General features: G+C 38.2%; 12 protein-coding genes. 2 read left to right on the forward strand and 10 right to left on the reverse strand.

All coding sequences use genetic code 11. The annotated features are described in order from the left end of the window. Positions 1–8: 8 nt before the first annotated feature. The 5 genes from AAHB15_RS21395 to AAHB15_RS21415 all read right to left on the reverse strand — a co-directional run bounded on the left by AAHB15_RS21395 (position 9) and on the right by AAHB15_RS21415 (position 6,133). Positions 9–1,166, reverse strand: a complete 1,158-nt coding sequence (locus AAHB15_RS21395) for an iron-containing alcohol dehydrogenase (protein ID WP_342043278.1) — start codon at positions 1,164–1,166, stop codon at positions 9–11. Further along, positions 1,150–2,382: a four-carbon acid sugar kinase family protein gene (locus AAHB15_RS21400; RefSeq protein ID WP_335574992.1), complete on the reverse strand. Its 1,233-nt coding sequence runs from the start codon at positions 2,380–2,382 to the stop codon at positions 1,150–1,152. Before AAHB15_RS21400 ends, AAHB15_RS21395 begins: the two co-directional genes overlap by 17 nt. Before the next feature lie 300 nt (positions 2,383–2,682). Next, the gene (locus tag AAHB15_RS21405; protein WP_335574978.1) at positions 2,683–3,372 is read right to left on the reverse strand and encodes a TerC family protein; all 690 of its coding nucleotides are present in this window, start codon (positions 3,370–3,372) and stop codon (positions 2,683–2,685) included. An 85-nt stretch (positions 3,373–3,457) separates the two neighbouring features. After that, positions 3,458–5,113 (reverse strand): alpha/beta hydrolase family esterase, encoded by a 1,656-nt coding sequence (locus AAHB15_RS21410; RefSeq protein WP_342043279.1) that lies wholly within the window; start codon positions 5,111–5,113, stop codon positions 3,458–3,460. Positions 5,114–5,155: 42 nt separating this feature from the next. After that, the gene (locus AAHB15_RS21415; RefSeq protein ID WP_342043280.1) at positions 5,156–6,133 is read right to left on the reverse strand and encodes an alpha/beta hydrolase fold domain-containing protein; all 978 of its coding nucleotides are present in this window, start codon (positions 6,131–6,133) and stop codon (positions 5,156–5,158) included. A gap of 380 nt (positions 6,134–6,513) precedes the next feature. Here AAHB15_RS21415 and AAHB15_RS21420 point away from each other — a divergent pair, with 380 nt between their 5' ends. After that, entirely contained in the window at positions 6,514–8,301 is a 1,788-nt protein-coding gene (locus AAHB15_RS21420) for a sigma-54-dependent transcriptional regulator (RefSeq protein WP_342043281.1), read from the forward strand. Between the two features lie 513 nt (positions 8,302–8,814). After that, complete coding sequence (locus AAHB15_RS21425; protein WP_335575937.1) at positions 8,815–9,240, forward strand: MaoC family dehydratase; 426 nt, start codon at positions 8,815–8,817, stop codon at positions 9,238–9,240. Between the two features lie 211 nt (positions 9,241–9,451). On the opposite strand, the gene AAHB15_RS21430 is transcribed toward AAHB15_RS21425, so the two are convergent. From AAHB15_RS21430 to AAHB15_RS21455, 5 genes are all read right to left on the reverse strand, one after another. After that, a complete protein-coding gene (locus AAHB15_RS21430) occupies positions 9,452–10,366 on the reverse strand; it encodes a tyrosine-type recombinase/integrase (protein WP_342043282.1) in 915 nt (304 codons plus the stop codon). A gap of 944 nt (positions 10,367–11,310) precedes the next feature. Continuing rightward, complete coding sequence (locus AAHB15_RS21440) at positions 11,311–12,621, reverse strand: MFS transporter (protein WP_446715892.1); 1,311 nt, start codon at positions 12,619–12,621, stop codon at positions 11,311–11,313. Between the two features lie 307 nt (positions 12,622–12,928). After that, complete coding sequence (locus AAHB15_RS21445) at positions 12,929–13,918, reverse strand: TAXI family TRAP transporter solute-binding subunit (RefSeq protein ID WP_342043284.1); 990 nt, start codon at positions 13,916–13,918, stop codon at positions 12,929–12,931. Then, positions 13,915–15,279, reverse strand: a complete 1,365-nt coding sequence (locus AAHB15_RS21450; protein WP_342043285.1) for a sigma-54-dependent transcriptional regulator — start codon at positions 15,277–15,279, stop codon at positions 13,915–13,917. The genes AAHB15_RS21445 and AAHB15_RS21450 overlap by 4 nt, the downstream gene beginning before the upstream one ends. After that, on the reverse strand, positions 15,273–17,159 hold the full coding sequence (locus tag AAHB15_RS21455; protein ID WP_342043286.1) for a transporter substrate-binding domain-containing protein: 1,887 nt from the start codon (positions 17,157–17,159) through the stop codon (positions 15,273–15,275). The genes AAHB15_RS21450 and AAHB15_RS21455 overlap by 7 nt, the downstream gene beginning before the upstream one ends. Between the last annotated feature and the right edge of the window lie 63 nt (positions 17,160–17,222).

Consider the following 17,222-nt stretch of genomic DNA (forward strand, 5'->3'; position numbering starts at 1 on the left):
ATTCACTCCTACATAATTTCTTGATAAATTTTACGAGCATCTTCTGGTGTTACTTCTCTCCTATTATTCACTAGTAATCTTTGAACTTCCATTCCAGCCTCGACTAATCCTTCAAGATCTTCCTCCGGCACATTGAAAGTTTTTAAGCTAGTTGGAATTTCAAGTGTTTTCACAATATTTTCTATTAAATCAATGATATATTTCGATTTTTCATTTACAGTTAATTCTTCATTATTTTCCTTAACCACTCGATCATAGGCTTTAGCTAAGAGGTCTTTAATAACTGGCTCATTAAACTTCATAACTGGTGTTAGAAGAATGGCGTTAGAAACACCATGAGCAATGTGATACTTTCCACCTAAAGGATAGGACAAGGCATGAACAGCGGTAGTCCCTGAAGATGTAATTGCTACCCCAGCATAGAAAGAACCTAATAACATATTACGCTTCGCTTCAAGTGCATCTGGATTTGTGCAAGCTTCAATAATGTTATTCATAATTAAATCTAATGCCTCTAGTGCAAAGGTATCACTGATTGGGTTCGCTTTTTTTGAAGTAAAACATTCAATAGCGTGTGCTAGAGCATCAATACCTGTTGCTGCTGCAATAGGCTTAGGTAAATTTTTTATCATGCTGCTATCTAAAATAACATGGTCCGCAATTAATTCACCATTTACAATACCAACCTTTAAATTCTTTTCAGGTACACCTACAATGCTATTAGGAGTTGCTTCTGATCCTGTACCAGCTGTGGTAGGAATCATTAATGTTGTCACTTGTTTTTTAGCTACTAACGGATCCTCTAGTAAATCTTTTACAGTATAATCATCAGTAGATAACACGGATGCTAATTTAGCGATATCCATAACACTTCCGCCACCAACTCCAATGATAAAATCAGAGTTCTGTGCTTTAAAATGTTCTACAACCTCTTGAGCTTCTATATAAGATGGCTCTGTTGGTATATCAGATAAGATTTCGTACTCGATATTATTCTTTTCTATAATACTAATGACTTCGTTTAGCAATCCAACTTTAAGTATGCCTTTATCTGTAAATATCGTGATTTTTGTCACACCATCTTTGATAATGGTATGGAGGTTTTGCATGGCATCTGAACCTGCAAATATATTTTTCGGCATTTTTAAATTATATTGATTTAACATAATGTGCATCCCCTTTGTCCTTAATCAAGGCATTTAATTTAATAAATAGGTCTTCATCACCAAATCCGCCAGATTTAGTAATGACATAATGTTTTTCATCCTTAAAATCAATATGTCCAAGAACAATTCCTGGGAATAATTCTTTCAGAGGTTTAATTTCAGTAATCCCCAATACTCTCATAGATTGATATAATGTATCTCCACCTGTAAATAATATCGTTCTTTTCATACCATTTGACATAAGATTCTTTACTAGGTATCCGAGTGACTGTCCTATCCTAAATCTTAGTTCATTTCCTTGATCAGGTAGTTGATCTACTTGATCGTTCGATACATTCCCAAATGTTTCAAACATGAAAGGTTGTTCCATTTTTAAATATTGATGGATATTTTCTTGCCCTTTTTCTGTTTCCCAATATTGTTTATCCCAAAGTTGCTCCAACGTTAAAGATATTCTTTCATAACCATTCACTTCCGCAAATACAACTTGCTTTTTTGTTACGGGATTTACACTTCCACATACAATCAATAATGGAAGTTCCATATCGTTTTTAGTGGTATCCCTTTTTTTATAGATTATATTTGCTAATGCTTTAGCAAACCCAGCGCACCCCACCGTTATCTTTAATGCATCATTCAATAACAGCTCATTCCCTTGAGATAACATCTCCTCATCAGATTGACTTTCTATTAACAAAATTCTTTCTTCCTTTGGAGGAATTTCATATTTCTTTGTAATATAAGTTTTTAAATCTGCTTCTTTAAGTAGAAGAGATGGGATATGGCTTTCTGTTACTGGTTCGTACGGATCTTGTCCAAAAACACTTCCATTTACTGGAATGGAATCAATAAGTAATATTCCTTCACAACTAAAGCGATTTTGTTCTGGATACGCCGGAATAAAAGGAATGGTTACATCCTCGAAAACATCACTCAAAGCTCTTAACTCAGAAGCAACATTTCCTCTTAATGCTGAATCAACTTTTTTAAATATATATGGAATATTTTCTTCTTTCGCTTTTAAGGAGATTTTCTTAATAACTTCATAGGCGTCACGTTTATTCAAATATCTTGTTTCAGTATTGAAGACAAGTACTTCTAATTGATCTGTAGTTTCACCAAATTCAAAATCCAAATCAGAGGTCACTAAAGTATTCACACCATAATTAGAGAATTGGACTCCAGTATCAAGTGCTCCCGTAAAATCGTCAGCCATTATAAGTACCCTTATCATTTGATCACCACCTACTTTATACTTGAATTATAGGTTAATATTCTGCCTAAAAAAATACGATAATTATAATTATCGTTACATTTTGAAACTTTTCTATTGGAAACGTTACCGAAATTAAAATATTCGCATTAAACTGTTTAATTATGAAACACTCAAGTGGAATATGTAGGCAAAACAAAAATACTTTACTTAAAGTACCCTGTTAAAAAGGTAGCAAAGTTCGCTTAAAGAATGGAGAAATAAGAAAGGGAAAGAGTCAAATTTCACTCTTTCCCTCAATAATTAGGCTGCTTGTCCTTCTTTAACTTTTCTTGCATTCTTTTGGTTTTTAACATAACCCGCTACAAGTAACAAGATGGTTACGATAGCTAGAATGGCATAGGACATTGCCCCATGTGGAAGATCAACCAAACGATTTAAACTTTTATCTTTTAAAATCATGTCTGCAGCTGTCCAAGTAAGAATACCAGCCCCAATATAGATAATGATAGGATATTTATCCATCAAGTAAACAAGAAATTTAGAACCAATGATCATAAGTGGAATACTTATGGCAATCCCAGCAATTAATAGACCCATATGACCACCTGCAGCCCCGGCAACGGCAACAACATTGTCCAAACTCATGGTTAAATCGGCAACGGCAATAGTAACAACTGCTTTCCAAATAGTGTTATGACTCTTTATGTGAGTATCTTCCTCTTTACCTTGGTCCAGTACTCCCCATGCGATATATGCCAGCAATAAACCAGCAACAACATGAATGTATGGGATTCCCATAATCATCAGAACAACCGCAGCAAGGATAATACGGAAAATAACAGCAAATGCCGTACCACAGAAGATCGCTTTATTTTGTAAATTTTTAGGCAATGATCTTGTTGCCATGGCAATTACTACTGCATTATCACCTGATAGAATGATATCAATCATGATGATTTTTAATATTGTTACAATTACTTCTGTCTCCATTTATTAAAAACCTCTTTCTGTAAATTAATTAGTGTCAGCTTGTCCAAACTTTTTTCGATGTTTGTTCTAGTTGCATAAACTTTTATTACCCCGCATCAATGACTTTTTTTGAACCTTCCGGACGGCTAAAACGCTTCAAAAATGCCCATGCAGCACGGCTTTGGTCATAAATAGCACCGTGTGGCATGTCTTTCATGAGTGTAAAGCAAACTCTTACCTGACCATCAGAGTTTTTATAAAAAAATGTCTGGAAACGGTCACCTTCCGTATATTTGTTTTTCTGAGTGTAATAGTTATCACTATTGTACTCCCCATCTGGGATATATCTCATATGAATACGGGGTTTAGTTTCTATTATATTGCAATTGTTTACTTTAAGCATATTCTCTAGCAAACTGTCTAAATTATCCCATAAAGGGACTTTTTCGTCATTATCACCTGTAAAAATAGAACAGGGGAGCTCATAGCCGCTAGATATTAATTCTTCAAAACTATCGGCAAAAGGTGCACTCCACGGAGAAATTGCCGCAAAAAGTTCCGGATGTTGATTCCCAACCTGACGAGTGATCATACCCCCATTAGAGAACCCAGTAAGATAGACTCTAGTTTTGTCTATTAAATAGGATTGATAAAGCTTTTCTATAATATGGCCAAATACTTCCCCATCTCTATCAAGCAACCATATGTTTAGGGGTGAATCGACCAACACTAAGATAAATTTCTTCGTTTCATCAGCAAGCTTATCCCAGCCATTCTTGGTAGAAAAAATCCAGGAAGGTTCTCCTCTACCGTGAAGACTAAATACAACCGGAAGACCGGCAACCTCTTTCGCCCGCATTCCTTCAGGAAGATAAGTGAAAAAATCGTACTGATTATTGTTAACCGTTACCGAGTCATGTGCAAAGCGATTGGACCGGTTGAAGTCATCCTTGCTAAGAATTGGTTTTAAAGTGCCATCCGGAGCATTCTTCCAGCGAATAAATTTGTTGAAAAATTGATTCATAATTGTCTGGCCGAGTTCTGGCGTAGCCTCAAACTCTCCAATAGAAACTCTAATTTGAACAGCTTCTTCAGTTGAATTTTTATAAACCTTTGTACTTATGCCTTCATAATCAACTACCTCGGCAGGAGCCGTGATTTGGTTACACACAGAAAAATACTCAAGTGCCTCTTTTGTGAAATTTTCGTTTTGACCAAACATCCAAAGGCAAACAGGAATATCATGATTTTTCTTATAATAAACGGAACTAACGTTTCGAACAAGCCAATGGTCAGAAGGGTTCGATTGGGCTATATAGTCGTTTGGTACACCGTTAACAAGAGCAACACCGGCAAAACGGTTTGGATTTGTAACAGTAACATTTCCGGCAAACACTGCACCTTCCTCATAGCCCACCAAATAGACAAGCGTTTCCCAACACCAGACGAATCCATCTCGTCCAGGTATACTTTTATCATTTTTTGATTTAAAGTTTTTCCTGGTTTCATTATAAAATTCCGCAATCATTGTTGGGCTCTGTGCTTGCCAACCATTTTTTGCAATAGGCATAACTAGAACTGCACCATCATGTTCAGCTAATTCAAGCCAGCCGGAGTTAATGGCAAATTTTTCAACAGACTCATATGATTGAGCATCTCGATCAGGCGCACAAACGTAAATGGTCTTTGCAGGAGTATATGAATTGGCTAATGTTGAAATATAATAAAATATCTCGAATTTTCCTGAGTAATTTTTCACCATTTTTATCCTTTCCGAAATAATCTATTATGATTGCGGTTTTTCTTACAATCTATTTATTAAGAACTGATAGGCCATTTGGTCCGCTTCCTTTCCCATCGTTGGGCCATGATTAGCCTGGGAAGACGATAAATATATGGCGTCCGCATTAGAAGACACTTGGGCTTTGTAAAGACTCTCGCTTTGATCAATAGGCACGAGAGGATCCTTGCCACCATGCAAAATCATCATCGGTGGACAATCGGCACTTACGTAGGTAATAGGACTACATTTTTTGGCTAATTCGATATACTTCCAATCTGGGTCACTCGTATCGCCGCTGTCTAGCAATCGATTCAAATCTAATAACGATTTTCCAGGTTCAGTATAGCCAAGGATTTGGGTTATTACAGTATCCATGGATTTGCCTGCATTATCGACTTCTGTTCCAGACAGATTCTTGATTACTTCATTCGCGTCGCTCCTGAGGAGTGCTACTAGGTCAGTTGGAGCATAAAAAATGGCTGCTGCCCTTACTGAACTCGTATATTCTTGGTTACCGCCGACATCTCCTTCCATTTCACTGCAGCTTGCGCTCATTGCAACCATTGCGGCTAGATGTCCACCAGCAGAGTTCCCCAACACTCCAATCCGTTCGGGATCGATATGATATTTCTCTGAATTTGCCTTCAAAAACCGTACTACTCCCTTGCAGTCATGGATACACGCTGGGAAAACAGACTGACTAGCCAAGCGATAGGATGGAGATACAACAGTAAATCCTTGCTCTACCAATCTTATAAGTTCCCGGCAATAGACTGCTTTTTGAGTAACCTGCTTGTATTCTCCATACATCCATCCCCCTCCGAAATAGTAAATGATGCATGGGCCTGGCGTTTTTTGGTTAAGATCTTGATAGATATCCATTTTCAGCGTGTATGGCTCCCCATTATCCAGGATTACCTCCGCAAAGGGAACATCTTCATAGCGCGGCGTGCGCCCCGGTGGACATAAAGGTTTTACTTTAGGCAGTTGTTGTTCCATACCATTTTCCTCCTTATTTCGCAAGCTAGTACCAAATCAATGGCAATAATCGTAAGCAGCCTGTTAAAATTTCCATTTCCATTTATCTTCCCCGTATATAAAAAGGAAAATATAAAAGAGCCCTTTGCCTGCTAATTGGGAAAAGGTCTCGATATGGAAAACTTAACTCCAGTATCAAGTGCTTCCGTTAAATCGTCAGCCATTATAATACCCTTAACATTTGTTCATTATAATTGAATTATAGGTTGATACTCTACCTAAAAAAAATAGGATAATTTTTATTGTTGTTACGTTTTGAAACTTTTCCATCGAAAACGTTACCAAAATTCAAAGATTTGTGGTAAATTGTTTAAATAAGAAACACACAAGGAGGAATGTCTATGCAAAAGATAACAAAAATCCTTGGTATAGCACCATACGAAGAGTTAAGATATGCAATGGAAAATGTAGGATCCACTTTCCCTAATATTTTACTAAATACGTATACTGGTGATTTGCAAGAAGGGAAAAATCTAGCCCTAAAGGCGATTCACAATGATTACGATATTGTGATATCAAGAGGAGGTACAGCTGAGTTAATCAGGAAGAATGTATCCATACCAGTTATAGATGTTTCAATATCTATTTATGACATTTTAGGAGCGATCAAACTAGCAGATAACTACACTTCAAAATTTGCTATTATAGGCTATTCAAGTATTACCGAAACTGCCCATTTAATTTGCGACATATTAGACTATTCCGTGGAAATATATACGATAGATGATTCAAGTGATACTTTAGGCCTTTTAAAATCACTGATGAAAAAAGGGATTAAATTAGTTCTTTGTGATGCAATAACGAATAAACTAGCACTAGAAATTTCTTTAAATACAATCCTGATTACATCAGGAAGTGAAAGTATAAAACAGACATACGAACAAGCAATAGAGTTAAATAACCATCTTCAAAGATTAAAATTACAAAATAACTTACTTACTGAGGCGATTGAAAATTTTAAAAATGACTGCATAATTTTATCCAGTCATTTTGAATTGATTTATTCAAGTTTAGATACAGAAATTCATGACTCAATCTATAATTATTTACTTAATAAAAAAGATACTACTCCATTTAATGAATCACATACTTTTTATCATTCCGTAAACAACACTCTATATAACTTAAAAGTAAATATTTCAAATAAGACAGATGATATTTTTTATATTGTAACTGTTCAAAAATCTGTAACACCTATCATGAATTCTAAATTCGGTGTTACATATGAAGATAAGTCAGAAGTGGAACAAAAATTAAATAATAACTTATATAAAAATCCTATTATCACGAATGATATTTACGATAAAATTAAACAAATTAATTCAACTAATTCTCCAATTATATTACTAGGAGAAAGGGGTATAGGAAAATATATCGTCTCTCAAAGTGTATTCACCAGACAAAATAATAACAATAATATAATGGTAACAATTAATTCTAACTTACTAAATGATACAATGTGGAAACATCTTTTAAACACAAGTAACGGCCCTTTACTTGAGGTTGGTAATACAATCCAGTTTAATCACTTTGATAAAATTTCAAATGAAAACTTTGAAAAGTTAATCACTATTATTGAATCTACTAACTTACACGTAAATAATCGGCTCATATTTATTTGCGAAAAAACATCTGAAGGTATTACATCGAAATTCTATAAAGAATTAATGAATCGAATGAATTGTATAAGTTTTCCACTACCTACCTTAAGAGAAAGAAAAAATGAACTACCGGCTATATTAACGATGTATTTAAATAAGGTGAATATTGAAAACAATACTGATATTATCGGGTACGAGCCCAAAGCTCTGGCTACGCTTTCACAATATAATTGGCCAGGTAATTTCGAACAGTTAAAACAAGTTCTAACCGAATTAGTATGCTTATCTAAATCGCTATATATAACTAGTAATAATGTCAATAGTATTTTGGGCAAACAAAAAATTGTCGAAAATATTTCTTATTCTGAAGCTGGAATGAATATTTTATTTAACGGTAGCAAAACATTACATGAATTTAATATGGAGTTGGTTAAACTAGTACTTGATCAAAATAATGGCAACCAAACCCTAACAGCTGAGCAGCTTGGTATCAGTCGAACAACGTTATGGAGATATTTAAATAAATAAAAAAGGCACTTTGTCAATGGTTTAGTTACAAATTCTTATACATTTATAATGACTGGTTTAAGTTATCCAGCTGCTTTCTGTTCAAAGAAGAGTGACTGGATAATTTTTTTATTTGATGATTAACTGTTAAAGGCTAAAAAAATTTTCGCATGATTATTGTAGATGAATTGAGCCACTTATGCGAAGAAGAGAGCCATCTTTTGCGGGGGAAGAGTCAATATAAAGGAACAACGTCTTGTAGTAGTTAGAATTGTTCTTAAAGTGGCTCCGTTTGGAGTTTTTGGTATAATCGGTTTAACCGTTTCTAAGTTTTTTGTACAGCTTCAGCGATTCCATTAGGGAAGTTAATCGTTACGACTTTTGCTGCGTACTTAATCTTTTTTGCTTTGGGCTAGTAGCGAAATTATTTAAAATCATTCTTTTCATATTGTGTACCTACTTAACTTGATAAGGATGCAATACTAAACTAATATAAACAAGTACAACATTGATTTTTAAATAAGAGGTGTATCTATGAAGCTAGATAAGTTCACAATTGGGCAAGTATTTAAAACCAAATCCTTTAAATTAACAAAAGAAGAGATTATGGGATTTGCAGAAGAGTTTGACCCTCAATATATGCATTTAGATGAGGAAAAAGCGCAACTAGGGAGATTTAACGGAATAATTGCTTCTGGAATCCATACCATTGCCCTTTCATTTAAACTTTGGATTGAAGAAGGTATGTATGGAAATGATGTTATTGCTGGAACTGAGATGAACAATATTAAGTTTATAAAACCTGTTTATCCGAAAGATGAATTACATACTATTGTAGAAGTTATTGACAAAAAAACAAAAAATAACGAAACTGGAATTCTTACTGTCCTATTGTCTACTTATAATAATAAAGAACAAAAAGTATTTGAAGGTGATTTGTCTGTACTGATTAAAAAATAAGATTTTATCAAAATAAGTAAAATCCTCTATATATATTTTTGGGGTATGGTCCAACTTATAAATATCCTTTTTGAGGTATTAAAAGAAGCCTTATAAATTTTATAAGGCCTTTGCTCCTGATGAGAAAGTGTTACTTTTGACGAGTTTCTTCTATTATATTGATACGTTTTAATTTAATGTCGTTTGCTTACTTCTTAGATGATCCTCATAATTAAAATTTCGGCATAGCTTCAACAGCATCCGCCAAATCACTATAGGAATCTCTTAAATATTTTGCAGTGGTCGAAATATTACTATGTCCTGCTAATCTTCGAACTTTTTCAATGTCATTATGGGTTGCTTTTAACATCCATTTGCAAAAGGTATGCCTGAACATATGGGGTGTTAATTTTTTCTTCGGTGGGCTGTAACTTTCAATCATCGCCTGGATTCCACGAACCGTAAATTGGGGTGATCGCTGGCTATAAAACACATAGGATGATTCTTCTACATGAGGTTTTTTGTTTGCCATTTCTGCTCTAAAAAGTAACCAGTCGTACAGTTCTTGCCATAAGATATTGGACATAGGAACAGTCCGAAGCTTGCGTCCCTTTCCAATGATCCGAATACGTCGCAATTCCATATCAAGATCGGTTAGCTTTAAGTTTGAAAGTTCATCTACCCTTAAACCAGCGTATGTTAATAAATAAATAATGGCTCGATCCCGGCGATACTTCTCTTCTGGATCTACCCCTCTGCTTTTGACCGGTGTCTTTCTGACACGATTCAAAAGATCTTCAAACTCTTCTTCTGTCAGCCACATGATTTTTTCAGAATCTTCATCAGCTGATTTGACATTTTTAATTTCAACCATCGGGTTATGCTGCAGTTTCTGATATTTAACAGCCCAGGAATAAAAACTGCGCAAAGCATTTAACCGACGATTTATGGAGGTAATGGCCAATGGTTTCCCTTCTTGTGTATGTAACAACCCATGAATCCATTTTTTAACATCTGTTGCTGTCACAAAAACATCAGGCCGAATATGTAAATCTTCTAAAAAGATAAGGATATCATTCCGATAGGAAATAACGGTTTTTAAAGACTTGTCTTTTTTCTGAAGATAAGTAATATACTCTTCTAGCATATTTTTTCACCTCATAACTTATATGCCGAGTTTAAACCCCTAGACATCATATCAAATCGGGCTAAAATCGAACATTATGTGACAAGTATAACATAAGATTTTGGTAGTTTAAATGAATATAACTCATATTATGTGCTTAGTTTAACGAGTAAGATCGGAAGCAATTTATACATAAAATCAATGGTAGCTTTTATCCTAATAGAATGTCCGGATTAAGAAAAATTTCTGTATACCTGAAACTGAGATTTGTTTTCTTTCCCTTACCTTTATCCATAAGCAAAAGTTATTTTTGATGAGTTTCTTCTATTATATTTATAATTTACACTTTTAAAGATTTCCTTCATTTGAATCACAGACAAATGTGAAAAGAGCCAAAATACGCAAGTAGTGCATAACTTGCATATTTTAGGCTCTTCAATTTTATTCCTTATTGTGTTAAGATTTTTCTCTTGAAAATTGATTAATCTCTAATGGCTACATATTTAAATGTTTCTATTTTCATTTTAGGCGGTTCTGGTGCAAATATCGCATCATCGTTGTGTGAGCCATCAAGCCTCGTTCTTCCATCATTTCGACTAAATCACGAAAACTGAGGCTTGTACCGTAGGTACACGATGATCGTGAAGTATTCGTCTGGAAAACCGGACTTTGAGGCAATGATGTCCCGGTTTTATTAAAAAAGGATGATTAGAAATCTGCCAATCATCCTTATATTTAAAAATTGAACAAAAACTCCTTAATGAAGGTGGTGGTATAACATCTATGCTTAAGGTCAATATATGATTTCAAGCTAAATGTATCCAACATTGTTCTCTCTCCAAAGCTATTTTTCTTCTAAATAGAGAATTTAAACTTAGAATATCCACCAGCTCTATTGTTAATATAAACACTTCTAGATAGTAAAATTAAGATGAAGGGATGGCGATTAAGCTATCCCCTTTTAACTATAATGCTTTCGTTCCCCCGGATTTGCTTTGTGATTGCAGTTCAGCCTCAATTTCAGAAGTTTTTGAGGATTCACTCATGCGCCAGTAGGCGATTAAACTTATGAAGACACAAGCGGCAACGTAAAAAAAGAAGATGGACTCCACTCCTGCATTCTTTAGCCACAATGCCACAAACTCTGCTGTTCCGCCAAATATGGCAACAGTTAAAGAATAAGGAAATCCTACACCAAGTGCGCGAATCTCGGTTGGGAATAGCTCGGCTTTTACGATTGCATTAATGGACGTATAACCGGAGACGATAATAAGCCCCAACATCATTAACAAGAACGCAAAAATCGGGTTCTTGAATTGCTGCATGAACAGGAATATTGGAGCCGTCAATAAGGTTCCAAGAATACCGAATCCCAATAATAGCGGTCGGCGGCCAATTTTATCAGACAGCATGCCGACAAGCGGCTGCAGTACCACAAATATCAATAAAGCAATGAAATTAATCCAGCTAACCGTTACTTTATCAATACCCACTGTATTAATCATGAACTTCTGCAAATAGGTGGTATACGTATAGAAGGCAACCGTTCCCCCAAGGGTTAAGCCTACCACAGTTAGAACTGCCTTCGGATATTTCATTAACACTTTCAGCGTTCCTGCATTCTTACGGGATTCCGTTCCCATCTTCGAAAACTGCTCTGATTCATCCATTGAACGGCGCAGCCATAAGACAATCAATGCTCCAATGGCCCCGATGACAAACGGAATACGCCAGCCCCAGGAAATCATATCGGCATCACTTAATAGTTGCTGAAGAATGATCTGAACGCCAAGCGCCACAAGCTGTCCGCCCACGAGAGTAACATACTGGAAACTTGAATAGAAGCCCCGGCGGCCGCTACTGGCCATTTCAGATAAATAAGTTGCAGATGTTCCGTATTCTCCGCCGAGGGAGATCCCCTGAACAAGACGGGCAAGAACGAGAATAACCGGAGACAGCATTCCGATACTGCTATACCCTGGAGTACAGGCAATAACCAGTGACCCTCCGGCCATGATTCCAACAGAAAGGGTCAACGCCGCCCGGCGCCCAAACCGGTCAGCATAGCGTCCCATTATCAAACTTCCAATTGGGCGCATGAGGAAACCGATGGCAAATACCCCCGCCGTGTTGAGTAATTGGACCGTTGGATTTCCTTGTGGAAAAAATTCCGCTGAAAAATAGACAGCAAAAGCCGAATAGACATACCAGTCATACCATTCAATTAAATTCCCCAGCGATCCTTTGAAAATATTGCTGATAATACGTCGTGACATAGCACGGTCAGTCGATTGTTTCACTTTTTATATCCCCCTTTTCCTGACATCGTGATAAAGATTTCCCCCAAAATGTTTCTGCTTTACACTAAGCGAAAGCGCATTCAATTCTTCAGAGTTTTCCCCCTTTTCGATCTATTGATTTAGACATGTTTTTTTGTTGCAAGTTCCGTGCCAACTTGTACCACCTGACAAAATCCTTCCTTTTTAAGACACTTCTTCCCTGTCAAAAAAATAATCCGGCAAAAAATTCCGCTTTCAACGGAATTTTTTGCCGGATTTATCTCCGAACAGAATATTTTTTCCTCTATGGACGAACCGTTTCATCATAGTATTGCTTAGCCCCCGGATGGAGCGGCACCAACAAGCCTTTCCCTGCCTCTTTTTTACTGATTTGGCTTGCGGCCTCATGTGCCTGTTTCACTGTCTTAAGATTTTCAAATAGACTTTTCGTTAATCGATACACCTGTTCATTCGGTAAATCAGAACGAACCAGGAGGATATTACGAATGGCGACCGTAGGAACAGGCTGTTTATTTTGGTAAACACCCGCGGGAATTTCTGCTTTTTCAAAAAAAGGGTAAGTCGCCGTTAAACGATTAATATCGGAAGGATTGATGGGAACAATGGCCACTTCTTTTGACTTCTGCAAATTTGTAACAGCGTTATTGGGAAGCCCTGACGTAACAAAAGCAGCATCAATGGACTTATTCTTCAATTGTTCGATCGCCTCCGAATAGGAGAGGTATTCAGGCTCGATGTCATGATAAGTGATGCCATGTTCTCCCAAAATCATCTGGGCATTCACCTCAACCCCACTATTCGGGGCACCTACTCCCACCCTTTTCCCTTTTAAATCATATACCGTTTGAATATGGTTTTCTGCAAGCGTTACAATTTGCACATAGTTAAAATAAAGTCCAGCCACTGCCTTAAATCGAAGGGACGGGCCACTGGCCTTAAACCCTTCCTGGCCTTTTAATGCAAAAGAAGCGACATCCGACATTACAAAGGCCAGATCGGCCTTGCGATTTTCCAAAAGGTTCACATTTTCCACTGATCCGTCGGTCGACTGGATGGCAGTATGGTAATCCAATTTCTCTTTATAAACCTTTGCCAATGCTCCGCCAATTGTGTAATACGGTCCGGAAACGCCACCTGTGGCAATGGTTAGAAATTTTTGTTCACCGCCGGAATTCAGATCGTTTCCTTCTTTCGCCGGTGTTGTGGTACACCCCGCAGCAAAAACACTCATAGCCAGAATGGCTGTTCCTATTACCAGTAAGACTCTTTTCATCCCTTATCCCTCAAATAGTTCTTCAGCTTTTCTCGTAAACCGCGCTCACTGATGGCTAATTGTTTCGCTGTTTTCATCCGGTGGCCCTCATTTTTTTCCAAAGTATAAAGGATATACTCTCGTTCGACCTCAGCCATGGAAAGGCCGTCCGCAATGACCAGTCCGCTCTCTTCATGACTCTCCACTTTTGGCGACTTTTCCCGTACCGTTTCCGGGAGATCTTCGGGCTGAAGGACATCACTTTCCGAAAGAACGACCCCATACTCCAACATATTAGAAAGTTCTCTCACGTTTCCAGGGTAGGAATAGTTATACAACATCCTTTTCGCAGCCGAACTGCAGGTTTTCGCCCGAACCCCTATTTTACCGGAGTACAAAGCTAAAAAATGGTCAACAAGCAGCGGAATATCCTCCTTCCGCTCCTTAAGAGAAGGAATTTGAATCGGAATCACGTTCAACCGATAGAAAAGATCCTCCCGGAAATGTCCCTTTTCCACTTCTTCTCGAAGATTCCGGTGAGTAGCCGAAATGATCCGTACATCGACTTTCTTTACCTCTTGAGAACCTAACGGTGTGACCACTTTTTCCTGAATGACCCTTAATATTTTCGCCTGCAAAGCAAGCGGCATTTCGCCGATTTCATCCAGAAAAATCGTTCCACCATCAGATCGTTCAAACAGCCCCTGCTTTCGCTGATAGGCACCTGTGAACGCCCCTTTTTCATACCCAAACAATTCACTTTCCAGCAATTGTTCCGGAATGGCGGCACAATTGATGACGGAAAAGGTACGATTTTGACGGCATCCCTGGTAATGGATCGCCCGGGCCACCAGTTCCTTGCCTGTCCCACTTTCTCCTGTAATTAGGATATTGGAAGGGATATCCTTTAGCTTCTCAATCAATTGGAATACTTTCTGCATGCTTTTGCTTTTCCCAATGATACCTGCGTACGTTTCCTGCTGCCGTACCGCTTCGCTCAATACCTGAATCTGCCGATGCAGCTGCTGATAACTCAGGGCTTGATTCAGAAGTAATTTGACTTCATCTAAATTCAGCGGCTTCGTAAGATAATGGTAGGCTCCTTTTTTGATAGCATCGATTGACGATTCAATCGTTCCATAGGCAGTCATGATGATCACAACCACCTCCGGCTTTCTTTCCTTGACGGTGCGAAGAAGATCCATGCCGTTGGTTTTTCCTAAATTCAGATCAAGCAAAATCCCATCAATTTCGTTTTCTTCAATCAGAGTTACAGCACTTTTTGCATCTAATGCCGTCCAAACTTTAAATTCATCCTCAAGAGCGAATGAAAGTGAGGAACAGATGGACTGCTCGTCATCAATAATTAACACATTCAGCATGAAGTACCCCTTCCTTCCGCAAAAAACAACTTGAAAACCGTTTCTTTTCCCTTGATACTTTTCACTTCGATCCACCCGCCATGCTCCTGCATGATTTTCCGGCAAATATATAAGCCTAAGCCAATTCCCTGGCTTTTTGTCGTATAGAAAGGTTCGAACAACTGATCAACATCCTGCTCACCGATTCCTGTTCCTGTATCAGCAATTTCAAGACACAGCCTTTGTCCTTCCAGCCTGGCTAGAAACGTCAGTCGCTTTTCCTCTGTGTAGGCCATTGCTTCCATTGCATTAAGAATCAAGTTTATAAATACTTGTTTGATGCGGTCTCGATCGATACACACTGCCAGATCTGGAGAAATATCCATCTCAAGCTTGACCGCTTCAGTACGGATCTTTTTTTTGAAAAAATCTGTCACCGAATGAACAATCTCTTGAAGGTTTTCCCATTCCCGCTTCATCGGTTTTTCCTTTGAATAACTCAGTAAATCCTCAATTATCCGGTTCATTCTTTCCACTTCTTCAGGGACATGACGTACCAACTCGGCGCGGTAGCGGGAATCATCCAGTTTTTTTGGAAGCAATTCAACAAAAGTTTTGATAGCCGTAAGCGGATTGCGAATTTCATGGGCAATGCCGGCGACAACCTGGCCTAGTGCCCTCAGCTTTTCCTGTGAAATTAATCGTGCCTGCAGGTTCTTCTGCTCTGTGCGGTCCTGTAGGGAAAGGATTCCTCCCACTTGTTCTCCTGCTCCGTTATTTAGTGGAGCAATATAATAATGGAGAATCCTTCCTGAACCATCGTTCAGTTGAACTTCACCCTGCAGCATGCGCAGTTCTGCCATTAACTGATGAAACGGGAGCTCCGGAAGGCAATCAAGGATGAACGTTTCCGCTATCTCTCCCTTGTTGCCAAGCAGGCTGCGGGCAACATGATTAATCAAGGTAACCCTTCCTTCCAGGTCAAAAGAAAGGATCCCATTATCCACACTATCCAGTACCTCGGTTTGAAAAGCGAGGCTATCAGCCAATGCGATCGTTTGTTTTCTGACCTCTTTTTTCAATCGTTTATTCCAGTAAAAGCTCCCCGCCAGAATGATCACGATGAACCCCAGAAAAGCGAGCAGCCCATACACAAGTGTTCGCCACCAGCCAAGATCCAAACCACTGTACGGTTCAAGATACTGAGAATATAAGCGCTCATAGATCCCATCATGATGGAGATCTACCAATCCCTCATTTAATTCATTCAACAACGTATAATTGCCTTTACGGACGGCAAATGCATAATCCGATGGCGGAACCAGCCCGTTGCGAATTCGATAATTTCGTTGGTTATTGCTTTTCTCAAGGATATACTCGGCAGTCCAACGGTTCCCCAGGAACACATCTGCCCTTCCTAAAAAAAGCATATCCAACGCATCAGGCTGATTAAAGGCAACCAGCATTTCGCTTCTTCTTACGCCTTCCAGCTGCGTGATGACGGTATCTCCCCGCTGAAGCGCTACCACTTTTCCTTTCAAGTTATCCAAGCCGGAAATATCCCGAACCTTTGTCGGGACGACCAATGCATCAGACATGGTTAAATAGGAATCACTGAAGTCAAAATAGGTGCCCCGAGTGTTTGTATATTTCATTCCAACAACCACGTCCAACTGGCCTGCCCTCAGCTTTTGTATCGCATCATCCAACTCCAGAGGAATATATTTTACTTTCCACCTCTGATGTGCGGCGATATGACTGAATAGTTCGATATCAAATCCGGCAGCTTTCCCCTTCTGGTCCACATAGGAAAGAGGGGGCAAACTCTTGTCAAAGCCAACCCGAATGACATGTTCCCCCTTCGCTTCGGCCAGTTCCGGAAAGACCGGGATCAGAAGCAACAGCAATAAAATCCAAAGTCCCACTACATGACGCAAAAAGACCCGCCCCCTGTGATGCAAGCA

The sequence above is a fragment of the Bacillus sp. OTU2372 genome (assembly GCF_038440275.1).
GTDB lineage: Bacteria > Bacillota > Bacilli > Bacillales > Cytobacillaceae > Neobacillus > Neobacillus bataviensis_B.